Below are 24,383 nucleotides of genomic sequence, written 5' to 3' on the forward strand. Positions count from 1 at the left end.
CGGAGGATTGGATGCATGAACAACTGCTACAAAGGCGCTGCACCGCACCAGCTCCAGCTACTCCCCCTACGACAGGCGATAGCGGTACCCTGAATCGATAGCCTCCTGGCCCAAAGTTCAAGCAAGCGGCCGAAAAGAAATCGCCATTCAGCTATTTCCCATGACACTTCTTAAATTTCAGCCCAGAATCACATGGGCAAAGTTCATTTCGTCCGACTTTACCCATCCCCAATCCATTAGCGACGAGCCGCTGCTCGTTGGCTATATGCCTGTGCTCGCGCAGGATAAAGGCGATGTAGTCAGTTTGATGCTCGACCTCCCTCCTCTGAATATCAGAAAGCCCCTCTATGTAAGGATCCAGTCTTTTGATTTCCGTCATGCTTCCTTGATGATCTCCCGCCAGCGCAAGTATCACGGCGTACTGGCTTCTGACCTGAACCATGCGCGCGATGAGGCCGGCATCGGCCACGACGGGTAACACATGCTGTTCCATCACTTCCCTGGCGCCCTGAAAATCTTTGAGGCCCACAAACTCATCGGCTAAATCCTGGCCAACACGGACTATGGAATCGAACGCTTGCACCATGCCGTAGAATTTCATGGAGTAAATTCGCTCACGGAGAGCCTTGAAGCCCTGTTCCTCCCTAACCTTCGAGAACAACTCTAAGACATCTGCAAGATGCTTGATATGCTCGTGGACATTGTGCGGTCGTTTAATTACTTTCCAGAGCACATCAGAATTTTTGCCAGTAACATCTTCTGGCTTCAGCCCCAAAACCTCAAAGTACTCAGCGATTATTCTTCGACATAGGCCTTCGGACTCTCGAACAAGTTTCAGCTTCCACAAAGCAATGGCGTGGTTGTAGTCAAAAATTCTCTGATGTTCAGCATCAGGGATCTTAGGGCTGGCGTATTCAATCGCCTGTCGTACCTGTTCTTCACTACCTTGATCGGAAGCGAAGAGTATCTTCTTCATCGCCCAAGCGACCTGCTCCCGAAACTCGAACTCGTGCTCGTTCAGAAGCTGCTCCATCATGGACAAGCGTGCTGAAACCTCGTCAAAGCGCCCATCCCGCATGAAGGAGAACACCAGCCCGTCCAACGCCCAAAATGCCTGGTGAGGCCCCAAAGCCCCGCTATCTACTGCCAGCTCCAGGCTGGAGATGAGGTCTGCCGATATCCCCATTTCATAGAAAACTTCTTCTCCGGATAGCCCGATCAGTGTTTCTACGTCCCCGAGCCTTATGAAGACCTGAGTGAGGAGTGAAAACCGAGAGGTATCCCGATCTTTCTCCAGACCTTGTATCAGCAACTCCTTCAACCCTACCAGTGCCGTTGTGACGCGTTCTTCGCCCATCAGCTCCAGGTGTCGAAGGCCTATCACTCGCACGGCATCATGGACTTTAAGCGTTCTTGCTCCGAATACCTCAATCGTACCCGTGGCTTGGATTTTTTTGATCGCGGCCGCAGCCCCGGCCAGAGATAGCCTCAGAGCGGTAGTAAGTAAACGCACCACTTCTTCGTGCGTTAGCCCCACATCAGCCAGGCTGACAACTCCTAGGGCGTCTTGGGTAACTTGGTCATAACCCTCATACACACGCGCGAGTATGACCTCTTGGGCGGTTTCCACGATATTAGCTTGCTGGGCGAGATCCGAGCACAGCTCATCCACGCTGCTGCCGTATTCCGCCATCGCGACCTTCGCAGCGCTGTCGACGTACAGAGGAAGTCCGCCTGTGTAGACACGTAGCTGTTCAAGCGACTGCGCGCTGCCAAAAGCCCCTGCACTGTGCACCACCCCAGCTACGGTATCGAGATCCCATCCCCGCAGGTTTTCACGCCGCAGCGCCAAGAGCGCCTCAAGCTCGCGGACATTTTCATGGGGCTGGCATAGAAGAACAAAACGGATGTGATGGGTGACATTCAATAGGTCACGTAGGTTGGCGACTGGCACCCTATGAGCATTGTCGATGACCATTAAAAGGCTGGTTTCATCCTTCTCCAGGAATCGATCAAAAGCACGAATCGCTTCCAAGCCGCTGGCACCAGGCAAAAGTATCTTCCGGATAGCTTCAGGATCGCGCTTGGAATACTTTGAAGCCAGTTCACGCACGATGGAGCTTGCGATGGCGGGGCCTGGCAGATCACCTACGTCATAGTAGGCGCAATGCTCGGGGCTATGCAGAGCTGAGTGGGCAGCCCAGGAGGTTTTGCCAGCACCGGACAAACCGCACACGATGCGTACCCGTTCAGAGGATACGAAGTCGGGCTCATGTTGCTGGGGCCTGTAGGACTGGGGAGGTGTTGGAAAATCCTGGAGCTGCACGATCAGTTGCTCGAACAAGTCCGGCAGATCTGTGGTACGAAACACATGCCTCGAATTCCCGCCCCCACCTGCAGATGCCAGTGTTACCAGGCCTGCCAATTTCCAGATCAACGAGGACGGAGACAATAGGGAAAAATTTAGCTTCTCAGCTTGAGCCGTGCACCACCTCGCGGCCTCATCCAGGGTTCGCCACGCAGGGGGAAGACAGTTGAGGCGCGAAGTCGCCGCTTCTGGATAAACATAACATAAGTCAGATGGACACTTTTCCTGGTCTACCTGGGATCGAAGCGTCGGCCCAAGCTCTTGGTTTGCCACGATCACAAAACGGGCTTTGCCGGAGCGGCGACCAGCCTCGTGCTCATTCTTGATTAGGTCGAAGCGCTTCAGGGCGCCTGAAACATCTCCCGGCATAATTGGAAGTGAGCGCGTCTTGACCTGCACATACACTCGACCGGAATCCATGGTGAGCTCAATATCCTCATCCATCTCCACCAACACTTCCTTTACACCTGATACCGCTGCGAGGAGAAGGCATCCCACTGCGTAAAGATGCTGGTAAAGAAAGCCTCTGTGGACAGATTCGATCCGAGTTAGCTGTGCTTGGTCGAGTACTTCGCCGTGATCATCCTGGTCATTGAGCTTCATGGCACGTCCATTTGTAGGGGGGCAGGTCTGACTGGCGTAGCGCCAAACCTTCCGACGCCGTCCCCATGATAAACGTCAGATCCTATGATGGTAATTCGCTGAGGTAACCTGGGCCAGGCTTGGCGACGCATAGGCTTGAAACCAGGTATCAACACACCCTGCAGCCGTCGACCGAATATAGCGTTGCAAGTTGAGGCCATGACGCACTTGGCACCCTGATAGTCCTATAGCCTTCTTTCAGTACACTATCCCCTTCGAAGCAATCTCCGGAACGGCCGGTTTGGCAGGCAATGAAGGCCTTTGACGCGCTATCTCAATGCCAAAATGTGCCATCGTCAACGCATCGGCCCTTGAGTCCGTCAGCAAGAGCCGCGCGAGCATTTGCACTGGCAGATTTACGCGCCGCCAGAACAACGTTACGGAGACTCAAGACAAGATTCCTTGAGCACTATGAGGGGTCTGAACTAGAGACCTTGCTCGGCGTGTCGGGCTCTGACTGCCAACCCCTTTCTCTTAACTGTAAGCGTCCGGCCAACTCACCTACCCGATCCCAGCAATAAGGGCGATGTTCTCCACCTAAAAATACGTGGACACCATCACCCTTATCGTCAGGATTCCCATGCGCCAAAGAACGTCTTATCCCAAACCCCTCAAAGCCCAGATAGTCCAGGAATGCCTGCAACCCGGCGTGTCGATGGCCAGCGTTGCACTGCGCCACGGCATCAATGCCAACCTGGTTCGCAAGTGGATACCTCTTTACCAACATATTCAGGCTCCGGCGCTACCTGCTTTCGTACCAATAAAACTTGAGCCCGTAGCTCGGCCTGATCAGCCATTGCCGGTGACTCTCGAAATCCCGCTCGGGCAGCAGTCGATTATCGTGAAGTGGCCTTCGGCAGATCCTGATGGCTGCGCCCGATTCATCCGTGGTCTAGCCCGGTGATCCGTATCGACGCCATCTGGCTGGCCACGGAACCTCTGGATATGCGCGCGGGCACAGAGTCTGCGCTGGCCAAAGTGATCGCCGTGTTCGGTGCGGCGAAGCCGCACTGTGCTTATCTTTTCGCCAATCGTCGCGCTAACCGGATGAAGGTTCTGGTACATGACGGTGTGGGGGTCTGGCTCGCAGCACGGCGACTCAATCAGGGCAAGTTTCATTGGCCAGGCCTCCATCGTGGAACGGAGGTCGAACTCGACCCCGAACAACTCCAGGCGCTGGTACTTGGATTACCCTGGCAACGAGTCGGTGCGGGCGGTGCAATTACATTGCTTTAACTGCTGCCTTTTAGCTGAAGCAGTCGGGCTGCTTTGGTAAAATCCACCCCCATGACTTCCTTGCCCGATCTCGACCAAATGACCCCCGAACAACTGCGCACACTGGCTGCGCAGTTGATGTCCAAGGTCGACACCCAGAGCCGAAAGATCCATCGTGACGAAACGATTATCGAGCAGCTCACTCACGAGATCGCCATCCTTAAACGGCACAAGTTCGCCAAGCGCAGCGAGCAGATCAGCCCGGCGCAGGGCAGCTTGCTCGATGACCTACTCAATACCGACCTCGAAGCCATTGAGGCGGAGTTAAAAGCTCTTCATCCCGCACCCGCGCAGGCAGAGCCACGCCAGCAACCCAAGCGTGCGCCGTTACCACCGCAGTTCCCACGCACTGTGATCCATCACGAGCCGGACAACACCCAGTGTGCGTGCGGCTGCCAGCTTCAGCGCATTGGTGAAGACGTCAGCGAAAAGCTGGACTACACACCCGGCGTGTTCACTGTCGAACAGCACGTTCGTGGGAAATGGGCCTGCCGGCAGTGCGAAACACTGATCCAGGCCCCGGTGCCGGCGCAGGTGATCGACAAGGGTATCCCCACTGCCGGCCTGCTGGCCCACGTGATGGTGGCCAAGTTCGCCGACCACCTGCCGCTGTACCGGCAAGAAAAGATCTTCGGCCGTGCCGGCCTGGCTATCCCGCGCTCGACACTGGCGCAGTGGGTGGGTCAAACCGGCGTGCAGCTTCAGCCCCTGGTTGATGCGCTGCGAGAAGCAGTACTGGCCCAGCGCGTCGTCCACGCCGATGAAACGCCGGTACAGATGCTGGCGCCAGGCGAGAAGAAAACCCACCGCGCTTACGTTTGGGCCTATAGCTCTACGCCGTTTTCGGCACTCAAAGCCGTGGTCTACGACTTCAGCCCGAGCCGTGCCGGCGAACATGCGCGTAACTTCCTGGGCACCTGGAACGGCAAACTCGTCTGCGACGACTTCGCTGGCTACAAGGCCAGCTTCGAGCTGGGCATCACCGAGATCGGCTGCATGGCCCATGCGCGCCGCAAGTTCTTCGACCTGCATATAGCCAATAAGAGCCAGTTGGCAGAGCAGGCGCTTCACTCGATTGGCGGGCTGTACGAAGTCGAGCGACACACCAAGGAAATGAGCGACGAAGACCGTTGGCGATTACGCCAGGAAACAGCGGTACCCATCGCTGAAAAATTGCATGAGTGGATGTTGGCTCAGCGTGAACTTGTGCCCGAAGGTTCGGCCACGGCCAAGGCCCTGGATTACAGCCTCAAACGCTGGGTAGCGCTGACGCGCTACCTGCAAGATGGTGCTGTGCCCATCGACAACAACCAGATCGAGAACTTGATCCGGCCGTGGGCGCTTGGGCGGTCTAACTGGTTGTTTGCCGGGTCGCTGCGTAGCGGCAAGCGGGCGGCCGCGATCATGAGTTTGATCCAGTCAGCGCGCATCAACGGGCATGATCCGTATGCTTATCTCAAGGATGTGCTGACGCGGCTGCCGTCGCAGCGGGCGAGTGAAATTCATGATCTACCACCTCACGTATGGAGGGAATTTGAGTAGCACTGTCCATACTTTGCAAATCTGACGGCGCATCAACTGGTGAGGAAAACATGGAAGTACGGCGTATCACCCTTAACGATCTCAACGCGTTTTACTCCCTCTTTTGTGAGGTGAGCGCGGAGGGCCGTTACTCGGCACGGCCAAGCCCGCCACCTATTCAAGCAATAGAAAGTGCGTTAGCACAGGTGGAGGAAAATCATTGGCCGGTATATGTGATCGAGCATGAAGGCCAGGTAATCGGGTCAGCTGAAGCCTATCCAGATAGCTTTTGCCGGCCAGGCGGTAGCGAATTGACTGGAATTCTGGGCATGCAGGTAAAGCGAGAGTACCGCCGGAATGGTTATGGATTTGCTCTCCTTTCAGCAGTGATAAGGCATTGTCGGGGAGCCGGTTTCAACTCTGTCGACCTCAGTGTTTTCAAGTCAAATACGGCAGCTAGATCACTTTATAAAAAGCTCGGTTTCACTTGGGTCGAGGATCTCCCGCCTTGCAAGCTTCCATGCGGTACAGTTGAACAGCCAATAAAAATGCGGCTCGCACTCTGAATGCATGGTTATGGCAGATACCGAAAGCATTGACAACGTGTGATGCCGAGCCGCTTACGGATTACAGCCTTAAACGCTGGGTAGCGCTGACGCGCTACCTGGAAGATGGGGCTGTACCCATAGACGACAACGCAGTCGAAAACCAGATTCGTCCGTGGGCACTTGGACGTTCCAACTGGTTGTTTGCCGGGTCGCTTCGCAGTGGCAAGCGGGCGGCGGCGATCATGAGTTTGATCCAATCGGCGCGCATAAATGGGCACGATCCATATGCCTATCTTAAAGATGTGCTGGCGCGGTTGCCGACGCAGCGAGCGAGTGAGATTGAGCGACTGCTGCCGCATCACTGGGTATCTGCCTAAGTCGTGCAAGGTGACTTCGGCGGACGCTTATCTTTCGTTCCCATGAAGCTTCCTGTAAACGGGCGGCGGCAAACATGAGTTTGATCCAGCTGGCGCGCATGAATGGGTGCCATCCTTGTCTATCTCAACGATGAGCTGAAGCGGCTGCCGACGCAGCGGGCTAGTGCGTAGACGGGCTATTGCCGCATCAATGAGTAGACGTCTCGGTGACACACATTATGACCTTATGGTGCGAATGCGTATCGCTGATCGAAACTGGATAAACTGTAACGGCAAGGCTTAGATGGCTGTGCCCTGCGGTTAATCGGTACCGACCATATCGACGGCTAGGTCAGCGAGTGCACGCAGTCTGTCCATTCGTCGCATATCGTGGTGATAGCCCATCCATATGTCACGACTGGGTGGCGCTTCGTCGACGTCAAGCAGCCTCAGCGCGGGCAGCTGGTCGCCAAGAGAACGCGGGAGTACCGCGAGCCCAAGTCCCTGCGCGCACATCTGTGCTTGCACCATGCGGCTGCTGCTCTTGAAAACGCTCCGAGCCAGTGGATACCTCTGCTCAAGCCAGAGCACATCAGGGTAATGGGCTTGGGCCGTATTCATGGTGATCAGACCAAGGCCTTCACCATCCTTTTGGGGCGACGGCACCCCAACACCCGCGTACAAACCGTAGCGCATCGTCATCAAACGACGCTGAACGATGTCAGGCTCGGTGAAAGGTACGATACGAAACGCAATATCAGCTTCCCTGCGGGCGAGATCGAACTGCCGATGTCCGGGAATTATCTCTGAAACAATCAACGGGTGGCGTTGTGTAAGCTCGCGCAGCACGGGCGACAGTACATAATTGGAAAACCACTCAGCACAAGAAATCCGCAATAGCCCTTCTAGCTGGTCGCTATCGCCTGCCATGCACCGCTCAATCGCCAATGCGCTTTGTTCCATCTCTTCAGCCAGATGCAGAATCCTCTCCCCGCTGTCGGTCAGCACAAGTCCTTGTCCGACGCGTCGAAAAAAAACTTGCCCGCTTGCCTGTTCGAGCACATGAAGGCGCCGCCCAACGGTGGGATGGCTGACGCCCAGAAGCCGGGCGGCTGCCCCTAGTGATCCGCTTCGAACAATCGCGAGAAACACGCGCAAGTCATTCCAATCCATCGCGCACCTCTAACAAATCTGAACGCCGAGGTTGCAGCAATGGCACTCCCGTCGCAAGACCCATGCCCGCAAACTGGGCTCATGTTTTTTCCGCAGCATTCCATATAGAGACAGCTTATGAATATTGGATTTATCGGGGTAGGCAGCATGGGCCGAGCAATCATCCCTGTACTGGTCGACGCAGGGCATCGAATCTTTGCTTGGAATCGCAGCCGTCAAGCGGTAGCAGGCTTGGAAGGCGTGCAGGTGCTTGAATCCCCGGCAGCAGCATTTCGGCAAGACATCGTTATCAGCATGCTCGCGGATGATCTCGCTATGCGGGAGGTACTGCTGTCCACGGGGGCCATGGAGGCTGCGCACAAACACGTTATTCACGTAGTCATGTCGACGCTGTCGCCCCAATTGATGGAGGAGCTGCAAGCGCTCCACGACACGCTCGGGATAGCCCTGGTGGCCGCGCCGGTTTTTGGCGTGCCGGCGGTGGCCGCCAAGGGCGAAATGAACATTCTCGCAGCGGGGCCCGATGACGCCATTGCGCAAATCCAGCCGATCTTCGATGTGCTGGGAAAAAAAACCTGGCGACTGGGCAATCATCCCGTTCAGGCCTGCATTGCGAAAATCGCCGGAAACATGATGATCACCCAAGCGATCGAATCACTCTCCGAAGCCTGTACGCTCGCCGAGCGCTACGAACTGAGCCCGGCAGCATTTATCGATGTCGTGACCCAGACACTGTTTGCCTGTCCCAGCTATCAACGCTACGGGCAGAACATTGTGAACGGTAGGTATGAGCCAGGTTTCAAGCTCTCTCTAGGCCTAAAGGACATCAACCTCGCACTCGACGCGGCTAGCTCCAAGAGCTTGCGGATGCCAGCTGCCGACGTCGTGAAGTCCAGAATGATTGCCGCAGTCGCTCAGGGATTAGGAGATAAAGATTGGTCGGCGCTCGCAACCGTGACTCGGGATAGCTTGGCGATCAGCCAGAATCAGGATCCATGGCGTACTGCGCCCGTGATCAGCTCACGGCGCGGCAGTTTTTGGGTGACCGGGCAGCGGGTCGTCCGGGAGGGGAAAAGCTACCAAAAAGGCCCGATGTATGTGGCCTGGGAAGCGCCAGAGAACATTACCCAACCTTATCCGGTCGTACTGGTACACGGCGGCACGCTGCAAGGCACCGAGTGGCTTGATACGCCAGATGGTCGTCCGGGTTGGGCCCAGCGCTTTGTCGAAGCTGGCTATGTGGTATTTCGAGTCGACAGACCGGGGCACGGTCGTTCGCCCTATCACAGCGAAATCATGGGAGAGATGGGGCCAGCCTTTTCCTACGAGCGTGCGCGTGAGGTTTATTTCCCCGAGGGTGGGGGCGAAACGCAGTGGCCGTTCGCAGTGGATGATGAGGCCGCTTTCGATTCTTTTATTGCGGCCTACGGCCCGATGCCAGCAGACCTGGCTGCTTCGCAAACACTGGATGCGGATCGCCTGGCTAGCCTGTTAGATCGGATCGGCAAGTCCATCATCGTTACCCACTCCGCATCGGGCCCTGATGGGTGGCTGATCGCTGACCGCAGACCAAACCTTGTCGCGGGGATCATTGCGGTAGAGCCCATGGGCCCGGCGTTTGGGGATACTCCCGGCATAGGATCTCTAGAGTGGGGACTTACAGCGGCACCGATCACCTTTGATCCTCCTCTCGCGACGGCGGCTCAGGTGCGGGCTGCGGATCCATTGACCTTAAAAATACCTGGGCTCAAGGGTGTACCCGTCGCACTGCTGACCGGGGAGACATCCATATTTGCGTCTTTCGCGACCAGCATTGTTCCTTTCCTACGGACTGCCGGGGCGAGAGTCGATCATTTGGATCTGCCCGCATTAGGCATCTATGGCAACGGGCACGGATTGATCTATGAGCGCAACTCCGACGAGGCCTTTGAGGTGGTTTCACAGTGGCTCTCTACGTCAGTCAGCGCTTCCAGCAAGCCATGAAGAATTTAGCCAATCGGGACACACCATGAATAATGAAACGCTGCTCGCCCGAGTGGATGCGTTAGAAAGTCGCGCTGCGATAGAGGCACTCATCTCGGGTTACGCCAATGCGTTTGACCGCAAGGATCGCGGGCTTTTGCAGGATATCTGGCACGAAGACGCAATCTTGGATCTACCGGGGTTTGGGAGTGCCGCGAGTCGTGATGAAATTTTGAGTATGGCGAATAACAACTGGCAAAAAATGCCGCACATGCACCACTGGATGGCCAACCCTTTGATTGAGATTGACGGTGAAAACGCCACTGCTACGGTGGCAGCTAACTGCCTGTTTCATGACATTGAGCTAGGCCCGGTACAAGTGAGTGGCCTCTACTACGACAGGTTTTCACGCCGCAGCGGACAGTGGCGCTTCTTGTCGCGGTGCTTCCAATTGCATTACCTCACTCCGCTAAAAAACTGGGTGCCAGTAGCAGGCACCGAGCAGTTCATCACAAGCAACTAAAAGGACTCGACAGGAGACCGTCATGATAAAGACTTGGTTAATAACCGGTTGCTCCAACGGCCTCGGCTTGCACATTGCCGAAGCAGCACTGGCCCGTGGTGATCAGGTGCTGGCCACGGCGCGCAACCCAGATACGCTTGGAGAGCTGGAAAAGCGTTTCCCCGGGCAAGTACGCATCGCCCGATTGGATGTGACTCAGCCTGAGACAGCCACGCAGGCCATTGCTCTAGCGGCGCAGGCATTCGGTGGAATCGATGTACTGGTCAACAATGCAGGCTATGGTTTGATGGGTGCAGTGGAAGAGGCAGTGGTCAGCGAATATCGTCCATTGTTTGAGACTAACGTTTTCGGCTTGATTGAGGTTACTCGTGCCGCATTACCCACATTACGCCGCCAAAGTGGACGTATTTTGAATATATCTTCCGGCGCGGGCATTGCCGGTGCTGCGGGCTACGGCTATTACAATGCAACCAAGTTTGCTGTGGAGGGTTTGTCTGAAGCGTTGGCACAGGAAGTCGCGCCACTGGGAATGCGAGTGATCATTGTCGAGCCAGGGCCGTTTCGTACTGAATTCCTGGGACGATCCATCGCCACCGCTGCGCAGCAGATACCTGCCTATGCCGCAACTGCTGGCAAATTGCGCGAATATTGCCAGAGCAATCACGGCCTGCAAGCTGGAGACCCAGTAAAAGCCGCAGCAGTGATCTTGCTCGCGGTAGACAGCGACGAGCCGCCATTGCATCTTCCTTTAGGGCCGATTGCATTTGACATCGCCGAGCGCAAACTTGCGGCATTTCGCGAGGATCTTGAAGCGTGGAGAAATACAGCGATTGACACCAATTACTGAATGGCGTGGCCGAGGCACGGATGGGAAAGGAGGAGGCGTCGTTGAAACAGGTGACGTTTTTCGGAAGCCTCGGTCATCCAGCGAAAAGTAGGCCCCGCATGGCTCGCTAGCTGCAAGGTGTGTTCGCTGGCCGCTTACTCTTAACTCGACTTGGGCTTCCATGCGGATGCCAACTTCCCTAGTACACGCTTTCCGTAAGCAACCCGGCTATGGGCAGTTGCTTGAAGCGCAGAGCAGCCGCATCAAGGAACGCTCATGCCGCCTGCGCCGCAGGCTGATTCAGGACGGCTTTGCAGACAGCAACATGATTGACGACCAAATGGCCTACGATCTGGGGCTATAAGCTCTTCCACCCATTCGGCATAGACGATGTGCCAACCACATGGGAGCCCTCCTGAGCTCTTCCGTCGTGGCGGCTTGGCCAAGACGCTTGGAATAGTTACAAGCCCGACTGCCTGTTAAGTAAAAATTCGATGTGTAAACCTAGCTGGCTTACGCATCAAAAACTAGGTTTACACCTGCGGCTCATCTCGCCTGATCGGCTACGCACTCACGGCAGCATAGGTGCTAAAGGCCAAGGTTAATAGCGAACAAATCATCGCGCATTGCGTCAGTAGCATGCCCTTCGTCGACCAAGCGTTGTTGCGGGTACCGAACGATGTGCCACCTCAATCGGTGCCGTATTTCGATGTAGCCCAGCGTCATGGCGCTTGATGAAGCTTGAGACAACGCTGAGACGAGAGCATCCAGCACCATGTTGCCCACCGACGAAGCATGCACTCGGGTCAGCACGTCGAATCCAGGATTGCGCCTGTACTGAGAGAGGGCATGGTTTACCATTTCGAAAAGAGCTCCGCCATAAGCGATGGAAGCTGTCTGCCAGATGCTCGTCTCAAGTTCAGATCCAAGCTTCACGAACCACCGCTATCAAATCACGCCGCCAAAACACAACATATAGAATAAAAACCGATAAAATCTCGAACAAACCACAATATGTAGTTTTTTTGAAAAAAATGCCATGTGTTTGCAATCAAAGCATAAGCAGCAGCCTGCCGGCTGCAAAGAAAGCGATTCCTCCCGAGCCCACAGCCCCCATTCCAACCTTGGACTCACCTCCATTCCTCAAAACCGCGTGACCGAGAAGCCGGAACTAACAGTCCCCAAAAGCCGCCTGTATTCTGTGGATACGTCGGTGTCTGGGCCACTGCTGCTTTTCTTTTGCTCTCAAATATAAGAACTCCGTCTCGTTTAAAAATTTTAAAGGGGGTGGTGTGGAAAAAAGATGAAGGCGCCGACGAGCGGTCAAGATATTGCCGGAATGGCAATGCGTTGTGAAGGTGGTTTATGCGTCGTAGAAATGAGAGTTAGGGCGCTGGAAGGCCCGTAAATACTGGGTTTAAGAAGATATCGGAAAGGTACGCGGGCAGCTTGAGCGGGTCAATTTCAAGAATCCGGCCACGCAATCTCATTTTTGGCTATCAGTGTTGTGGGCCGAGGTTCTGTAAAGGCGCACATACCTGCCCTACCCGGTTAGTCCCACGAGGTGTCCGCGTCAGAGATCAACTGCTCTGCACCAGTTCGTCCGGATTTTCTGGGTCATGGGTTCCATCCAGCTCAGCCATTACAAGACTTGATTAGCCTACGACTGGTTGAGGACAAGCCTGGCAAAGTCCATGAGATCCCTAACTCCAACTGGGCTTGCCCTGTTCAGGTGAACGCCGGCAATTCCCACCGCACGCGGCCCGTGGCAATCGCAGCGCAGGGAGTCGCCAATCATTATGATCCGGTTATCGCCGGTAATGTGCCCCGGCTCAACGCCCAGCATCTGGCATGTCTGGCGGTACATCCGTGGGTCTGGCTTCGTCACGCCTGCCTCAAAGCTGAACCCAAAAGCGTCCATCGTTGGAAACAGCCTCTTCACAGCGACGCCGTAGGGAAATGCAAGATTGCTGCAGATCGCAATCAGTCGGCCGTGCTCTTGCAATAGTGCCACGGCCTCCAACGCATCAGGAAAGGCTTCGATGCCGCTGACTTCTTCCTCCAAGATGTCCTGCAGCTCAGCCAAGCGCGAAGCAGCCACTTTGATACCCAGTTGCTCGGCTGCATGAGGTATCCCGCCGTTGAGCTTCATCAGCGCTTGTGCGTCATCTGGCTTGGGGCGGCGGCCTTGGCGGATGCCCTCCCTCAAAAGCAGCTTGTAGGGATGCTTCCCGTCCCTGATTTGAACAGTGGTGCCAAAAGCGTCGAGCAAAACCGCCTGGTATCTCATCGTCCACTATCTCTACTTAGGCCATCAGTTCAGCCTGCTCAACACTGGATTCCTGAGGTTTAACAAAAGCGCGGTGGGCGCAATTGAGCGGCTCGGACGGTTTTGGCATCGGCTGACTTTCGAAACCCGTTGCCCAAAAGCAGATATAGAGTGTCAGCGGTTTCAAATATACCGCCCCGGTAGGCCGACGTGGCATACCCTGAAAGCACGGTGTCTCCCACGCGAAGACTGCCACTGGTGTGCGAATGGACGCAGTGCGCATACATGACGATGGGGAGCATTGGTTTAGGCAGTGGCTCAGCCCCTACGGCGCTTTCAATATCAATTAGCACCCACCCTGAAACAACACACCAAGGCTTACCCGAGACATTGACTTTGGCTTCAATGTCATCGGCGTCTTGTGGCCCTGCCCCCGGAACAGGATCACCCTCAAGCGCAACCATTTCGACAATCGGCAACAATTCCATACTCATTCCACCGGTAATTTGAGGGTGTCGCACTGCGGAGCAATCAGTACGTAAGCGCTGCCGGTCAACGTTATAGCTACCAGGAAGTCGGCGATATCGATGAACTCAATGATGTTCGACGTTCGGATCAAACGACCGCTCTTAAATCTGTCTTTTTGATCAAAATAAACTCTACCCACGAGGCTAAACCCCTCGATCAGGGGCTGGTATAAAAAGGCAGTGATTGCCCGGCCAAAATTGATCCTGGAAGCTTCCAACACTTCATTCGGCACTACTGGTTCTAACGCCATCCAGTCAGCCCTCCCCGTGTTCGCTGACAATGACGTAATGGTCGTTGCGGCAGGCGCTGCGCACCAGCAAGAACCCTTCTCTATTGAGCAATAGGACGACTGGCGGAGTGACCACTGTCATACCATCGCTGATCGCGCCTGAGCGGTCGAAGTAAGACTCTGCAGCATAGCGATCGCCGACTCGCGCAGCGTTCGTGAGAAAAGCGTCAATGATTACCCCCCAGTCGATACGACTGGCGACCAAAACCTGCATAGGAACAGTGGTGGGGGCAACCACGCTCAAACGATGTTTCCCCGTCATGTGGTGATGACCACGATTTTGCCTGGATCGAATCCAGTTTCTTCGTTCGGATACCCACGAGGATTAGAGATGACGCGGCACTGGCCAAACATCGCGTCGATGGCCCGATGCGTGTGTCCGAAGATCCATAAATCTGCCTTCTCGACGAGCGCGTGCCAACGGTTGTAGTACCCAGCGCTTACATGGCCTTCGTCTTCGCCCGCCGCTTCCGAAATCGGACAATGGTGAGTGACGACAATCGTCGTGCCCGCAAAAGGTGTACTTAGCTCACGATCCAGAAAATCGCGGGTGGCGTGGTTTTTTGCTATCAGGTCAGCTGGGCGCAGACGGCGATATTGAGCATCAGCCCTGATCAGTTTGAAGTCTGTCATCTCACGCACACACGTCATCGACGCAGCAAGAACATCACCCGTCGAAGAAAAATCCGTCCAACCTGTCGCAACCAGGAACCGCACCCCGCCGTGAATCCATGCCTGGTTTTCCAAGACATGCACGTTAGGCTCGGCCGCAGCCTGCATCTTGACCAATGTGCGATCAAGATGGCCCCGGTACAGCTCATGATTACCGCAGCAATAGACCACTGGGCAGCCAAACGCCTTATTGGCCCAGATGACTCCTCGGGCCTGCAAATCGATATCTCCCGCGAGCACGACCAGGTCAACCGCATCATCGGGCGGCGTGAACGCTGAGAATTCGTTGTGCAGATCCGATAAAACCAAAATTCTCATGAAGACTCGCGTGTTCTCTGCACCATTGGATTAGCTGCGGGGTAATGCCAAGAGACCAGGGCAGCTTGGCCAGCAATAGTCGTTTTAGCGGTATATTGAAGGGAGCACGCAGACACTGAGCCCCCTAGCGGCATTCAGTGTGTCCGCCGCCTCCTTCGCTATGGCACTGCCGCTATGCGGCAACGAACCTACCCAACAAGGTCAGTCCCCTATTAGCAACTATATACAGTGGAAGGAGACTAGGCAACATGGCTTTATCGTAAGCTTTGGGAATGCTTCATGAATCTCAAGCTTGCGATCGGTGCAGTGCTTCGCACGCTACGGAGTAAAGCAAAGCGAACCCGAGAGAGCCTCGCGGATGCAGGCAGCACTACCTACCTCGGGAGACTGGAGGACGGCAAATCCGGTATTTCTGTCGATAAGCTTGAGCTGATCAGCGAGACGTTCGGCATGAGTCCTGTGACGATTTTGACTCTGGCAGTCGCAACCAGCCAAGCGAAAACGATCCAGGAAGTACTAGCGCAAGCGCGCATAGAGCTTGATGCTTTTGAAGCCTCAGGCGCTATCGCGGAGCTGGGTGATCAGATTAAAGATGGTGAGCTTGTCGCTCGCAGGCCCGGTAAACCTATCGACTACCAGCGGCTGGAGAATGTCCTCAGATGTAAATCTGAAGGGATGTCTCAAAAGCTGACTGCTGAGACCCTTGGTATCAGCAAGCAGACCGTTCATAAGCTCTGGCACCGCGACCCTGTGTAACTGCAGATTGCCCTAACCACGACACCCCACCCGCCTCCGAATAAACAGTGTTGATCTGCGACAGCATCCGCACGCCTGGCGCGAGTGCAGGGCTCCCTGGCTAGCCCATTCGCCCAAGGCTGGGGTTTGCGACCCAATTGACCCAGGCGGCAGTAGAAGCGCCCCTGGCCCATGCGTCTCCTTTGAGCCCAAAGGTCGCATGACAACAACTCTGGGATGCCCCACACGGCCTTGAGCAGACAGCTAGGGTCAAGTGGCATTCGCCTGAGTAATAAATCTGACCATCTGATCTAGCTCGTGCGAAAACTCCCAGAGCATGTCTTCCGGCTCCAGGCCCTCGAAGGTTAGAGCAGCCCTCATCATTGCCACCTTATTAGCCTCTCCCCATAAGCTTTTTCCATGAGCATGCGTGTACTCGATGTCATTTTTGACTTTGGATGTGCTGATGCCAGCACCCACAAAAAAAGCCTCCAGAGCCTTATGAAAAGGTTCGTGCTGCCCGCATACGAAATCGTCAACTGAGAATTTTGTCTTGTGATCCGCGTAGCCTTGCCAGCACGTAGCAGCTGCGTGGAGCAGCGCTTTGGGGGGTAGATAGTTTTCAATCTCGCGCCCTTTAGTGACGCAAAACAGCGCAGAGCCGGGTCTGCTGGCGTTTAGTCGATCCACCTCTGCTTTCACAGCACGGGCGCCTGGCTTCAGACGCTCAGCGTTATTCCCATCCACAACCCCATCGCGGTCAGAGTCGATGGCAATAATGACGTTGCGGCAGATACTGAGCGCATCAAAAGCCAATTCACGGTGCTCATCGTCAGCGATCTCAAGGTACGCGATCAGCCCGCCGCCGTAATGCATGATCGTGTAATGAAATCCCTCCTCCAGATCCGTCCCCTGGAGGGCATACTTGAGCCAGTGACGGTAGAACACCAGTTCCGTAGGGCCCTCTACCCAGAGCACGACATTCGCGGTGAACAGGGTACGGGCGGGCTGTACACCCAGCGCTTCCAACAGAAGGAAGCCGTCTTTGCGGTTGGTCACTTCCTTGACTTGAAGCGTCGTGTTCTCTGCATCCTCTTCGTACGAGGAGTCGCACCGGTAGATTTTGCTATCGATCGCGAAGATCGGGGCAAACTCTAAGGCGTGCGTAGCGATCAGGAATTGCCGTGGGTCTTGTTGAATGAGATCCAGGATCCTGATCCTGCGAGTGGGGTGCAGGCCATTTTCGGGCTCGTCCCAAATCACCAGGTCTGTTGGGTTCAAAAATTGAGTCAAACCAAAGTAAGCAAGCGAAACCCGGGTACCTGAGGAAGCCCTACGGTAGTCGACCCCGTCAATTGAAAGGCACTTTTCACCATCGATTTCGTGAAAATCAATTTCGTGCTGGAGGAGCCGTCCCAGATCCTCTAAGGCAGAGCGAAACTTCCTTTTTTCCACTGGCTTTCCAGATTGCTGATCGCACATCCTTCTGATGAAATCGGGAATAACGTTATCGATGTTTTTGTTTGAGTCCACGAGAACGGCAGAAGGAAACAAGGTATTATTGAGGGCATCATCTAATACGCTCCGTTCCACGACCTCGGTCAAAGCGCCAGGCTTGATGATCTCGCACTGCGAAACCCGTTCAAGCTCAGCTGAATAATCTTCAAACGATTTTTTGAGTCGGTTAAGCTCTTCTCTAGTACTTGGATTGTTCGTCGAGCTCAACTGCCTTTCAGTCTCATCGATTCGGCGCTCGGTTTCTTCTATCGTAAGCCGCAAATCCTCGATCTTGACCATACTCTGAGCAGAAACTATATGAAGTTCCGAATCGGACTTTAAATACTCAATAAAAAACTCACTGCCATTGCATATGATTTTCACAGACAGTTCATCTGACACCAACTCCAGCACGTCAGACATAGAGCTCGCCAGGCACTTCTCCTCATCTTCGAATACCATCTCGACTGATCGGAATGAAAGCCATCCTGGCACATCCCCAATGTCACCACATACGGTCTTGCGCGACAAAATATCGAGAGCAAGCTTCACCACCAGCAATATCGTCGTTTTCCCAGCTCCATTCGGGCCGACAAAAGCGTTTACATTGTCAAACTCTAGGCGCAGTCTTTCGACACCTGGCAACCCATGAAATACCGCACTCCGAAGCTTCATTTATACTCCATAACCCTAAAATCAAAGCATCAAGCGCCGATAAAGAAACTGGCAAACAACTCGGACTGGGTCTTGATATTCAATTTACTATAAATATGTCTGCGGTGCGTCTTAACGGTATCGACCGATATAGCCAGGCGGTCGCCAATGCCCTTACTCGAATGCCCACTGAGCATCAGTTGGCAGATATCAAACTCCCGAGCGGTCAGCGCTGCCCGCAATCCATCAAGCCCCGCTGTCGTGGGTGCCTCCACGCGCTCATGGGCCTCATAGGCAATGCGCTGACGCATCAAGGAGGTCATCCAGGGCTCGATCATGAACAGTGCTCCGATCTCCTCTGCGGTAAATCGCCTGTGCGATCCAAACGACAGGCAGACCAGCCGCCCATCGTCGAGCAAGCAGTTGAACTGAATTTCATCGGCGACGATGTTGAGATGGAAATAGCGCTGGTAGTACTCGGTGTCCTCAAAGCAATCCGGCGCCACATCCCGCAATTGGAAAAGTCCGCTACGAGGCGTTTCGCAATTGACGCCGTAGAACGGATCAATCAGATAGATACCGTTGAGGTAATCCTGAAATAACGGATCAGGGCCACCGCCGGGGGCTGTTGACTCAGCAAGCAAGGTTGGTCTGCCATGCTGAAAAAGCATTGCTACCCAGTTATCGAAGTGAAGTACGTCCGACACCCGCCCCACTACAGCTTGCCAAAAGCCTGGCCGATCAATGTGATCGATGAGAAGGCCTACGGCACGATGCCAAGCGATCTCCGGAAACGAGGGGGGCATAGTCACTCCTTGGGATTACCCACCACGTGTGATTACCGTCATGGCAAGGGCAGCTCATAATAGCTCAGCAGGAAGGCTCATCGCCTGCCCTTAGTGTCCTGGAGATTTTGAATGAAGGTCGAACTAGCCCAGATCAAGGGTCGAGATGGTGACACGGCATACAATCTGGCACGAGCGCTGGATGTGATTGCGACCTGCGCGGCCGACACTGAGCTGTTGATCCTGCCGGAGACGTACATCACTGGGTTTCCAACCAAAGCGAACATCTCCGAGCTAGCAGAGCCGCTGGACGGCCCTAGCATCCAGCGCCTGCATGTTGCTGCCAGCGCGCGGAACATCTCAGTCGCAGTTGGGTTCGCGGAGGTGTGCGATGGGCGCTACTTCAACACTACTGTTCTGATTACGCCTGAAGATGGAGTGGCGCTCCACTATCGCAAGACTCAACTGTGGTCGGGCGAGCGAGATGTTTTTGAGCCTGGCGATCGATTCGTGACCGGTATGTGGAAAGGCATCCGGGTAGGACTGCTGATCTGTTACGACATCGAGTTTCCTGAAACAGCACGCGCTCTAGGGCAGCTGGGTGCTCAATTGTTAATCGTCACCAACGGCAACTTCGATCCATACGGCCCGACTCATCGTACCTGCATCATGGCTAGAGCGTTGGAAAACCAGGCATTTGCTGTGATGGTAAACCGTGTGGGTCTAGGCGATGACGGCTTGGTTTTCGCCGGGGGATCCGCTGTAGTTGATCCGTTCGGGGATTTGATGGTCGAGGCTGGCCGAGAAGAGGCACGCATCTGCATGTCCCTCAACCCGGAGCTCTTAGCTAAAGCGCGCAAGCCCTACGTCTACTCTCAAGATCAGCGCATGAAAGTGTCCGGTGAAGTCATCGAGTACGCAGATCGCCGCGAGCTGCTGATTCCAGGCGCCCAATAACATCTGCTTCACCTCAAACAAAAATACTCAGCATTTCTCTTGCAGCACCTGCCGACCACCCGACCGCCAATGGCGGACGACAAAACCATAATCGGAGACGTCGATGACAGATTTAAAACGCACCTTGTCGCTTAGTACGCTGGTGATCTTTGGAGTTGGCCTGATGACTCCCATCATCGTGCTGGGCACCTTCGGCATCCTGGCCCAGTCCAGTGGTGGGCATGCCCCTATGGCCTACCTTGCCGCACTGGTGGCAATGTTCCTGACGGCCCTGAGCTATGCCCATATGGCCCGCGCGTTCCCCGTTTCCGGCTCTTCATACACCTATGTACGCAAAGCCCTTAATCCGAAATTAGGCTTCATGACCGGTTGGGCGATTCTCCTGGATTACCTGTTCCTGCCCATGGCGATCTGGCTCATTGGCACCGCGTATCTTAACTCGGCTTATCCTGATGTTCCCGGGTACGTGTGGCTGCTGGCATTCATCGTGCTCACTAGCGCTATCAACATCATCGGGCTCAAACTGGCGACGGCGGTCAACATCGCATTGCTGGTGATTCAGATCCTTGTCCTAGGAGTCTTTATAGTCCTTTGTGTTCATTACACACTAGGTGACGCGACGAAGCCTCTGTTCAGCTTAGCGCCGTTCATGAGCGGTGGTGTGCAGTGGCCACTGATTATGAGCGGCGCAGCGATTGCTTGTTACTCATACCTGGGATTCGATGCAGTCAGCACCTTGACCGAAGAAACTCATAACCCAGAACGAAACATGCCCAGGGCCATCCTTTGGGTAACAATTATCGGCGGCCTGATTTTCGTTGGCACGTCGTACATCGTGCAGATTGCTCAGCCATCGTTGGAGTTTGCCAACGTCGACGCAGCGGCATATGAGATCGCCCGCAACATTGGCGGTGACCTATTTGTCTCGATATTCCTGATTGGCCTCATTCTGGGCCAGTTCACTTCAGGCATCGCGGCCCAGGCCAGTGGGTCTCGCCTTCTGTACGTTCTAGGTCGTGACTCAGCTCTGCCAAAGGCATTCTTTGGCTACCTGTCGCCCCGCTTCAAAACGCCTGTCTTCTGCATCCTGCTGAGCGCTGTGGTGGCGCTGCTGGCACTCAATATGGATGTGACCACCTCCACATCATTCATCAACTTTGGTGCGTTCCTGACCTTCATCCTGGTCAACCTATCCGTCATTTTCCATTACTGGAGAGCTGAGAAACGCAGGGGCTTGGTGGCGTTTGTTCTGTATCTACTGTTGCCAGCCGCAGGCATGGCGGCTGACCTTTGGCTGATGTTCAGTCTTGATCACAAGGCAGTGGTGCTGGGCCTTTCATGGCTGGCGATCGGATTCGTTTACCTCCTGTTCCTGACAGGAGGACTTCGCCGGCAGCCGCCAGAATTGGCAATGTGATTATATAGCCGAGCGTCAGTCAGCATAGGTCGCACAGGGAGGTAGCGACCTACGCCAGCGTTACTCACTGACCAACCAGTAAGCCTTCGCCGCTCCGCCTTGGCGGGCATAGCCAATACAGAACGCCATCAAGTCGCTCAGCCGCTCGTCAACCATAGATCGGCGGATTCCAGGCTGAACCCCGATGACCGAAAAGCTAAGTTGAGTGGCTTGGGTGGACGTCAGCAACTGAATGGTCTCTGGAAGGTTGCCGCTCACAAAAAATGAAGGTGAGGTGTGCCGGCGATGCATACGATCTTCCATGTGATGTAGAAGGGTAGGCACTTCGCAGTAGAAAACAGATTTCACCAATTGACCTGCAACTTCATACACATCCCCCACTCGACCGCCGTTAGCCGGGCCACCAGCGCCTTTGCAGTGGTATAGGCTGACATCAACTTCCCCATCGTCTCCCCTAGTGACGCACACGTAGTCCGCGGCTTCGCCCGTACGGTGGTCATAGAAAATCGCCTGAACGTTGGGCAATGTCAGAAGATGTTGTTGCAAGCGTTCTTGCACCGTGGCCCTGCCCGCGAGCAAGGCCCGGCGCTCTAACGTCTTAGGCGTCGTGTCGTTGGGCAGAAATTCAACCGTGACGTCACAATTGTCCCAGACGATGGCTTCAGCATCCCCGGCAACAAGCTTGAGTGTCTGCTGAAGCGGAGCCGCGATAAGATTCATGCCTTCGAATGATGACTTGTCGGCGGCGTAAAACACGGGACAGTTCTCACACAGCCATTGAGCGAGGGGCATCCAAGCATCATGTGCAGATTCAATTTCGAGGGTTGCCACTCGATCCAGGCACGTGATCATTTGCCCTTGAGCGAGGTTGAAGCACATCTCAACCGCCCCATCCACGTGCGCAACGGCAAATGTCATGCTCCCAGCCTGAGGGTCACTCCGAAAATCCTGCAAATCCCATTCGACCAATTTCGAATACCTGTATGCGACTTGAACCGTCGGACGATATCGAATTTTCGGATTGGCCTTGAAGCCCTGCTTCGGCCAATTCGCCGCGATGACCATATCAGGCAACCGGCGCAGCGCAGTCGTAGTTCTGACGATGTCGAGGTGAGTCGCACTTAAGGGCATATCCCCTGCTATCCGGGCGTTCAGGGTACGAATCCATTCTACAAAATCGGGAATCGACAGGCGCTGATTGCTCCAGATTCTAGAGCTACTGCTGGCACCTACCGTCTCCTTGATCTGCCCATTCATGCCGCTCCCAAAAAAATGCCCCTGTGCGTATGCACGACTGTCTCCGGAAGTAACCGCACGCTCTGCCTGAGGCCCTGTCAGTGTCCGATAGGTCTCACTCTGCGAGTTGAAGGTCGTGTTCTTCAATCCAACGTTAAAGAACTTCACGCCCTGCAAGCCTGCCCTTGCTCGGCTGGTCTCTTCATAGCTCAGTGGCCTGCTACCGTCCGGACAAATGACATCCATGATGGCGAGGTATAGCTTTTCTGTCCGAAGGGTCGAGCCGATGTAGCAATAACTGGACTCAGGAAAAAACATCAGAAAAAACGCTTCATGGCGAACATCGATCACCGCATCCAGAATCGTCCACTTGGGAGGTGCTTCGTCCGCAGTGAGAATCACTGAGATGGAACCGTCCTCTGTTCCCCACTGCTTTACCACCCGCAACCGCCGACCTACCTTTTCGCCGAACAAGGAAAAATCGGGCGCTACGGAGCAGTGGAAAACCCGGACGTGAGCGTACAGATGAAAGGAGAGCGGGGAGACAGACTCATAGTCGGATTCGGTGATCCTGCGGACAGGCAGTCCCTGCATGAATTCTTGGTCTTCTACGGTGCCTTGGATCTGCGCGAAAGCTGCGTCATCAATCATCTGCGCCAGCTCTACACCCTCCTTGAGCAATGACGCGGTGGCCTCCCGTATCCTGAACGTAGGCGCGATCAGCGTCGGCTGGCCTGTGGAGGCATCAATTCTTGCGAACCGGCCAATGAACTGGATGGTTGGCACCAACGATTTATGAGGGGCGTGGAGCGCAGCCACCTTCAGCTTAGGAAAGTCGTAGCCCTCTCCAAACATATCCACGCATACGATCGCATTCAGCTCACCAGAAATGAGCTTCGCCTCGACCGCATCTTGCTGGCGTTTCGTCAATTGGCTGCTGATTGCTTCCACCGCAATGCCGAGTGCTCGGTACAGCGGGACTAGGTCTTGGGCAGCTTTGATTGTTGCGGCGCGTATGAAAAGCCTGTGGTCAAAGCCCTTAGCCAGGTCTTCATTGAGCTGGTGAACAGCGGCGCCGGCTATCATTTGATCGACGTGCGCATCGTCCAGTTCGTTCTCGATAGGTGCTGCACAGAATCTGATGGGATCAAACGCGCCCTCAGCGACTGCCCTCATCACCGGATATCTGTATACCAGCTTGCCCGGGATCAGACGCCCGTCGCGCCGAAACGGGGTGGCGGTCAGAAAGACGAATTTAGCGTTCCTGTAGTGCTCGACATAGGCGACCCATGAGTCTGCGGGTGCGTGATGCGCCTCATCGAAAATTATCAAATCAAATAGGTCGGGGTCGGCGCCTGGAACGATCGCGGGCGATGAGCTTCCTGGCGTGGAAACAACGACATCAAACTGTTCCAGTAAGCGCCAGTCGTCTACAGAGTGAGGCCGCTTGGCATGCAGGTGAACGGACGGCAGCGGGCCATCATTGGGAAGCGCCCCTATTCGCCTCAAGGTGGATAGCACCGAAATGTGAGAATGAACCTGTTTCCTCAAGGGATTGGTCGGCTCGACTATCAATACACGTGCAGGCCCCAGCAGCAAGGGTAACGCCATCATCAAGGATGTCTTGCCGTATCCCGTGGGTAGACAAATGATGGCGGGATCATCCTGTACCGAAAAGTGAGCCAGCACTGCATGCATGCCGCCCAGCTGGCCAGGTCTGAAGCCTGTGTTGGGACTTCGGTACTGCTGAAACAGATTGAGTGTCCCTGCTTGCTCGACAAAAAAACCTGGCACGGCAACCCCTCCATGGGATTGAAAAATTCCCACCTAAG

Annotated in this window: 21 protein-coding genes and 1 pseudogene; 12 read left to right on the plus strand and 10 right to left on the minus strand. The window is 54.9% G+C overall.

From position 1 onward, the window contains the following. Positions 1–151 precede the first annotated feature (151 nt). Positions 152–2,971: an SEC-C metal-binding domain-containing protein gene (locus B3I26_RS15575; protein ID WP_296258846.1), complete on the minus strand. Its 2,820-nt coding sequence runs from the start codon at positions 2,969–2,971 to the stop codon at positions 152–154. A gap of 619 nt (positions 2,972–3,590) precedes the next feature. Between B3I26_RS15575 and tnpA the strand changes: the two genes are divergently transcribed. The 5 genes and pseudogenes from tnpA to B3I26_RS15600 form a co-directional block, all read left to right on the plus strand. Continuing rightward, positions 3,591–3,914 (plus strand): IS66-like element accessory protein TnpA, encoded by a 324-nt coding sequence (tnpA, locus tag B3I26_RS15580; RefSeq protein WP_296258997.1) that lies wholly within the window; start codon positions 3,591–3,593, stop codon positions 3,912–3,914. Further along, a complete protein-coding gene (tnpB, locus tag B3I26_RS15585) occupies positions 3,911–4,246 on the plus strand; it encodes an IS66 family insertion sequence element accessory protein TnpB (RefSeq protein WP_296258848.1) in 336 nt (111 codons plus the stop codon). The genes tnpA and tnpB overlap by 4 nt, the downstream gene beginning before the upstream one ends. Before the next feature lie 51 nt (positions 4,247–4,297). Further along, entirely contained in the window at positions 4,298–5,827 is a 1,530-nt protein-coding gene (gene tnpC / locus B3I26_RS15590) for an IS66 family transposase (protein WP_296258850.1), read from the plus strand. A gap of 50 nt (positions 5,828–5,877) precedes the next feature. Further along, on the plus strand, positions 5,878–6,372 hold the full coding sequence (locus B3I26_RS15595) for a GNAT family N-acetyltransferase (RefSeq protein WP_296258852.1): 495 nt from the start codon (positions 5,878–5,880) through the stop codon (positions 6,370–6,372). Continuing rightward, positions 6,369–6,731: pseudogene (locus B3I26_RS15600) on the plus strand (IS66 family transposase); the annotation flags it as partial. The gene B3I26_RS15595 and the pseudogene B3I26_RS15600, both read left to right, overlap by 4 nt. 300 nt (positions 6,732–7,031) lie before the next feature. Here B3I26_RS15600 and B3I26_RS15605 read toward each other — a convergent pair. Next, the gene (locus B3I26_RS15605) at positions 7,032–7,883 is read right to left on the minus strand and encodes a LysR family transcriptional regulator (protein ID WP_296258853.1); all 852 of its coding nucleotides are present in this window, start codon (positions 7,881–7,883) and stop codon (positions 7,032–7,034) included. A gap of 117 nt (positions 7,884–8,000) precedes the next feature. Here B3I26_RS15605 and B3I26_RS15610 point away from each other — a divergent pair, with 117 nt between their 5' ends. The 4 genes from B3I26_RS15610 (at position 8,001) to B3I26_RS15625 (ending at position 11,558) form a co-directional block, all read left to right on the plus strand. After that, positions 8,001–9,866 (plus strand): NAD(P)-binding domain-containing protein, encoded by a 1,866-nt coding sequence (locus B3I26_RS15610; RefSeq protein ID WP_296258854.1) that lies wholly within the window; start codon positions 8,001–8,003, stop codon positions 9,864–9,866. 25 nt (positions 9,867–9,891) lie between these two features. Next, positions 9,892–10,368: a nuclear transport factor 2 family protein gene (locus tag B3I26_RS15615; RefSeq protein WP_296258856.1), complete on the plus strand. Its 477-nt coding sequence runs from the start codon at positions 9,892–9,894 to the stop codon at positions 10,366–10,368. Positions 10,369–10,390: 22 nt separating this feature from the next. Beyond that, the gene (locus tag B3I26_RS15620) at positions 10,391–11,215 is read left to right on the plus strand and encodes an oxidoreductase (RefSeq protein ID WP_296258857.1); all 825 of its coding nucleotides are present in this window, start codon (positions 10,391–10,393) and stop codon (positions 11,213–11,215) included. A gap of 166 nt (positions 11,216–11,381) precedes the next feature. Continuing rightward, positions 11,382–11,558, plus strand: a complete 177-nt coding sequence (locus B3I26_RS15625; protein WP_296258859.1) for a hypothetical protein — start codon at positions 11,382–11,384, stop codon at positions 11,556–11,558. 1,296 nt (positions 11,559–12,854) lie between these two features. Here the strand turns inward: B3I26_RS15625 and B3I26_RS15630 are convergent. The 5 genes from B3I26_RS15630 to B3I26_RS15650 are packed head-to-tail and all read right to left on the minus strand — an operon-like array spanning position 12,855 to position 15,270. Next, positions 12,855–13,484: an HAD family hydrolase gene (locus B3I26_RS15630; protein WP_296258860.1), complete on the minus strand. Its 630-nt coding sequence runs from the start codon at positions 13,482–13,484 to the stop codon at positions 12,855–12,857. A gap of 59 nt (positions 13,485–13,543) precedes the next feature. Continuing rightward, positions 13,544–13,951: a DUF6957 family protein gene (locus tag B3I26_RS15635; protein WP_296258861.1), complete on the minus strand. Its 408-nt coding sequence runs from the start codon at positions 13,949–13,951 to the stop codon at positions 13,544–13,546. A 2-nt stretch (positions 13,952–13,953) separates the two neighbouring features. Then, a complete protein-coding gene (locus B3I26_RS15640) occupies positions 13,954–14,241 on the minus strand; it encodes a hypothetical protein (RefSeq protein WP_296258862.1) in 288 nt (95 codons plus the stop codon). A 4-nt stretch (positions 14,242–14,245) separates the two neighbouring features. Continuing rightward, entirely contained in the window at positions 14,246–14,518 is a 273-nt protein-coding gene (locus B3I26_RS15645) for a hypothetical protein (RefSeq protein WP_313483578.1), read from the minus strand. Positions 14,519–14,538: 20 nt separating this feature from the next. Beyond that, positions 14,539–15,270 (minus strand): metallophosphoesterase family protein, encoded by a 732-nt coding sequence (locus B3I26_RS15650; protein ID WP_296258864.1) that lies wholly within the window; start codon positions 15,268–15,270, stop codon positions 14,539–14,541. A 279-nt stretch (positions 15,271–15,549) separates the two neighbouring features. Here B3I26_RS15650 and B3I26_RS15655 point away from each other — a divergent pair, with 279 nt between their 5' ends. Further along, a complete protein-coding gene (locus B3I26_RS15655) occupies positions 15,550–16,026 on the plus strand; it encodes a helix-turn-helix domain-containing protein (protein ID WP_296258865.1) in 477 nt (158 codons plus the stop codon). Positions 16,027–16,275: 249 nt separating this feature from the next. On the opposite strand, the gene B3I26_RS15660 is transcribed toward B3I26_RS15655, so the two are convergent. Further along, positions 16,276–18,177 (minus strand): ATP-dependent nuclease, encoded by a 1,902-nt coding sequence (locus tag B3I26_RS15660; RefSeq protein ID WP_296258866.1) that lies wholly within the window; start codon positions 18,175–18,177, stop codon positions 16,276–16,278. Between the two features lie 29 nt (positions 18,178–18,206). Further along, positions 18,207–18,962: a response regulator transcription factor gene (locus B3I26_RS15665; RefSeq protein ID WP_296258868.1), complete on the minus strand. Its 756-nt coding sequence runs from the start codon at positions 18,960–18,962 to the stop codon at positions 18,207–18,209. A 111-nt stretch (positions 18,963–19,073) separates the two neighbouring features. Between B3I26_RS15665 and B3I26_RS15670 the strand changes: the two genes are divergently transcribed. After that, positions 19,074–19,898, plus strand: a complete 825-nt coding sequence (locus tag B3I26_RS15670) for a carbon-nitrogen hydrolase family protein (RefSeq protein WP_296258869.1) — start codon at positions 19,074–19,076, stop codon at positions 19,896–19,898. A gap of 103 nt (positions 19,899–20,001) precedes the next feature. Continuing rightward, positions 20,002–21,315 (plus strand): APC family permease, encoded by a 1,314-nt coding sequence (locus B3I26_RS15675; RefSeq protein WP_296258871.1) that lies wholly within the window; start codon positions 20,002–20,004, stop codon positions 21,313–21,315. 60 nt (positions 21,316–21,375) lie between these two features. On the opposite strand, the gene B3I26_RS15680 is transcribed toward B3I26_RS15675, so the two are convergent. Further along, positions 21,376–24,345 carry a DEAD/DEAH box helicase gene (locus B3I26_RS15680; RefSeq protein ID WP_296258872.1) on the minus strand — a complete coding sequence of 990 codons (2,970 nt, stop codon included), beginning with the start codon at positions 24,343–24,345 and terminating at the stop codon, positions 21,376–21,378. Positions 24,346–24,383: the final 38 nt, after the last annotated feature.

This window comes from Pseudomonas sp. UBA5706 (assembly GCF_002419965.1).
Classification (GTDB): Bacteria; Pseudomonadota; Gammaproteobacteria; order Pseudomonadales; family Pseudomonadaceae; genus Aquipseudomonas.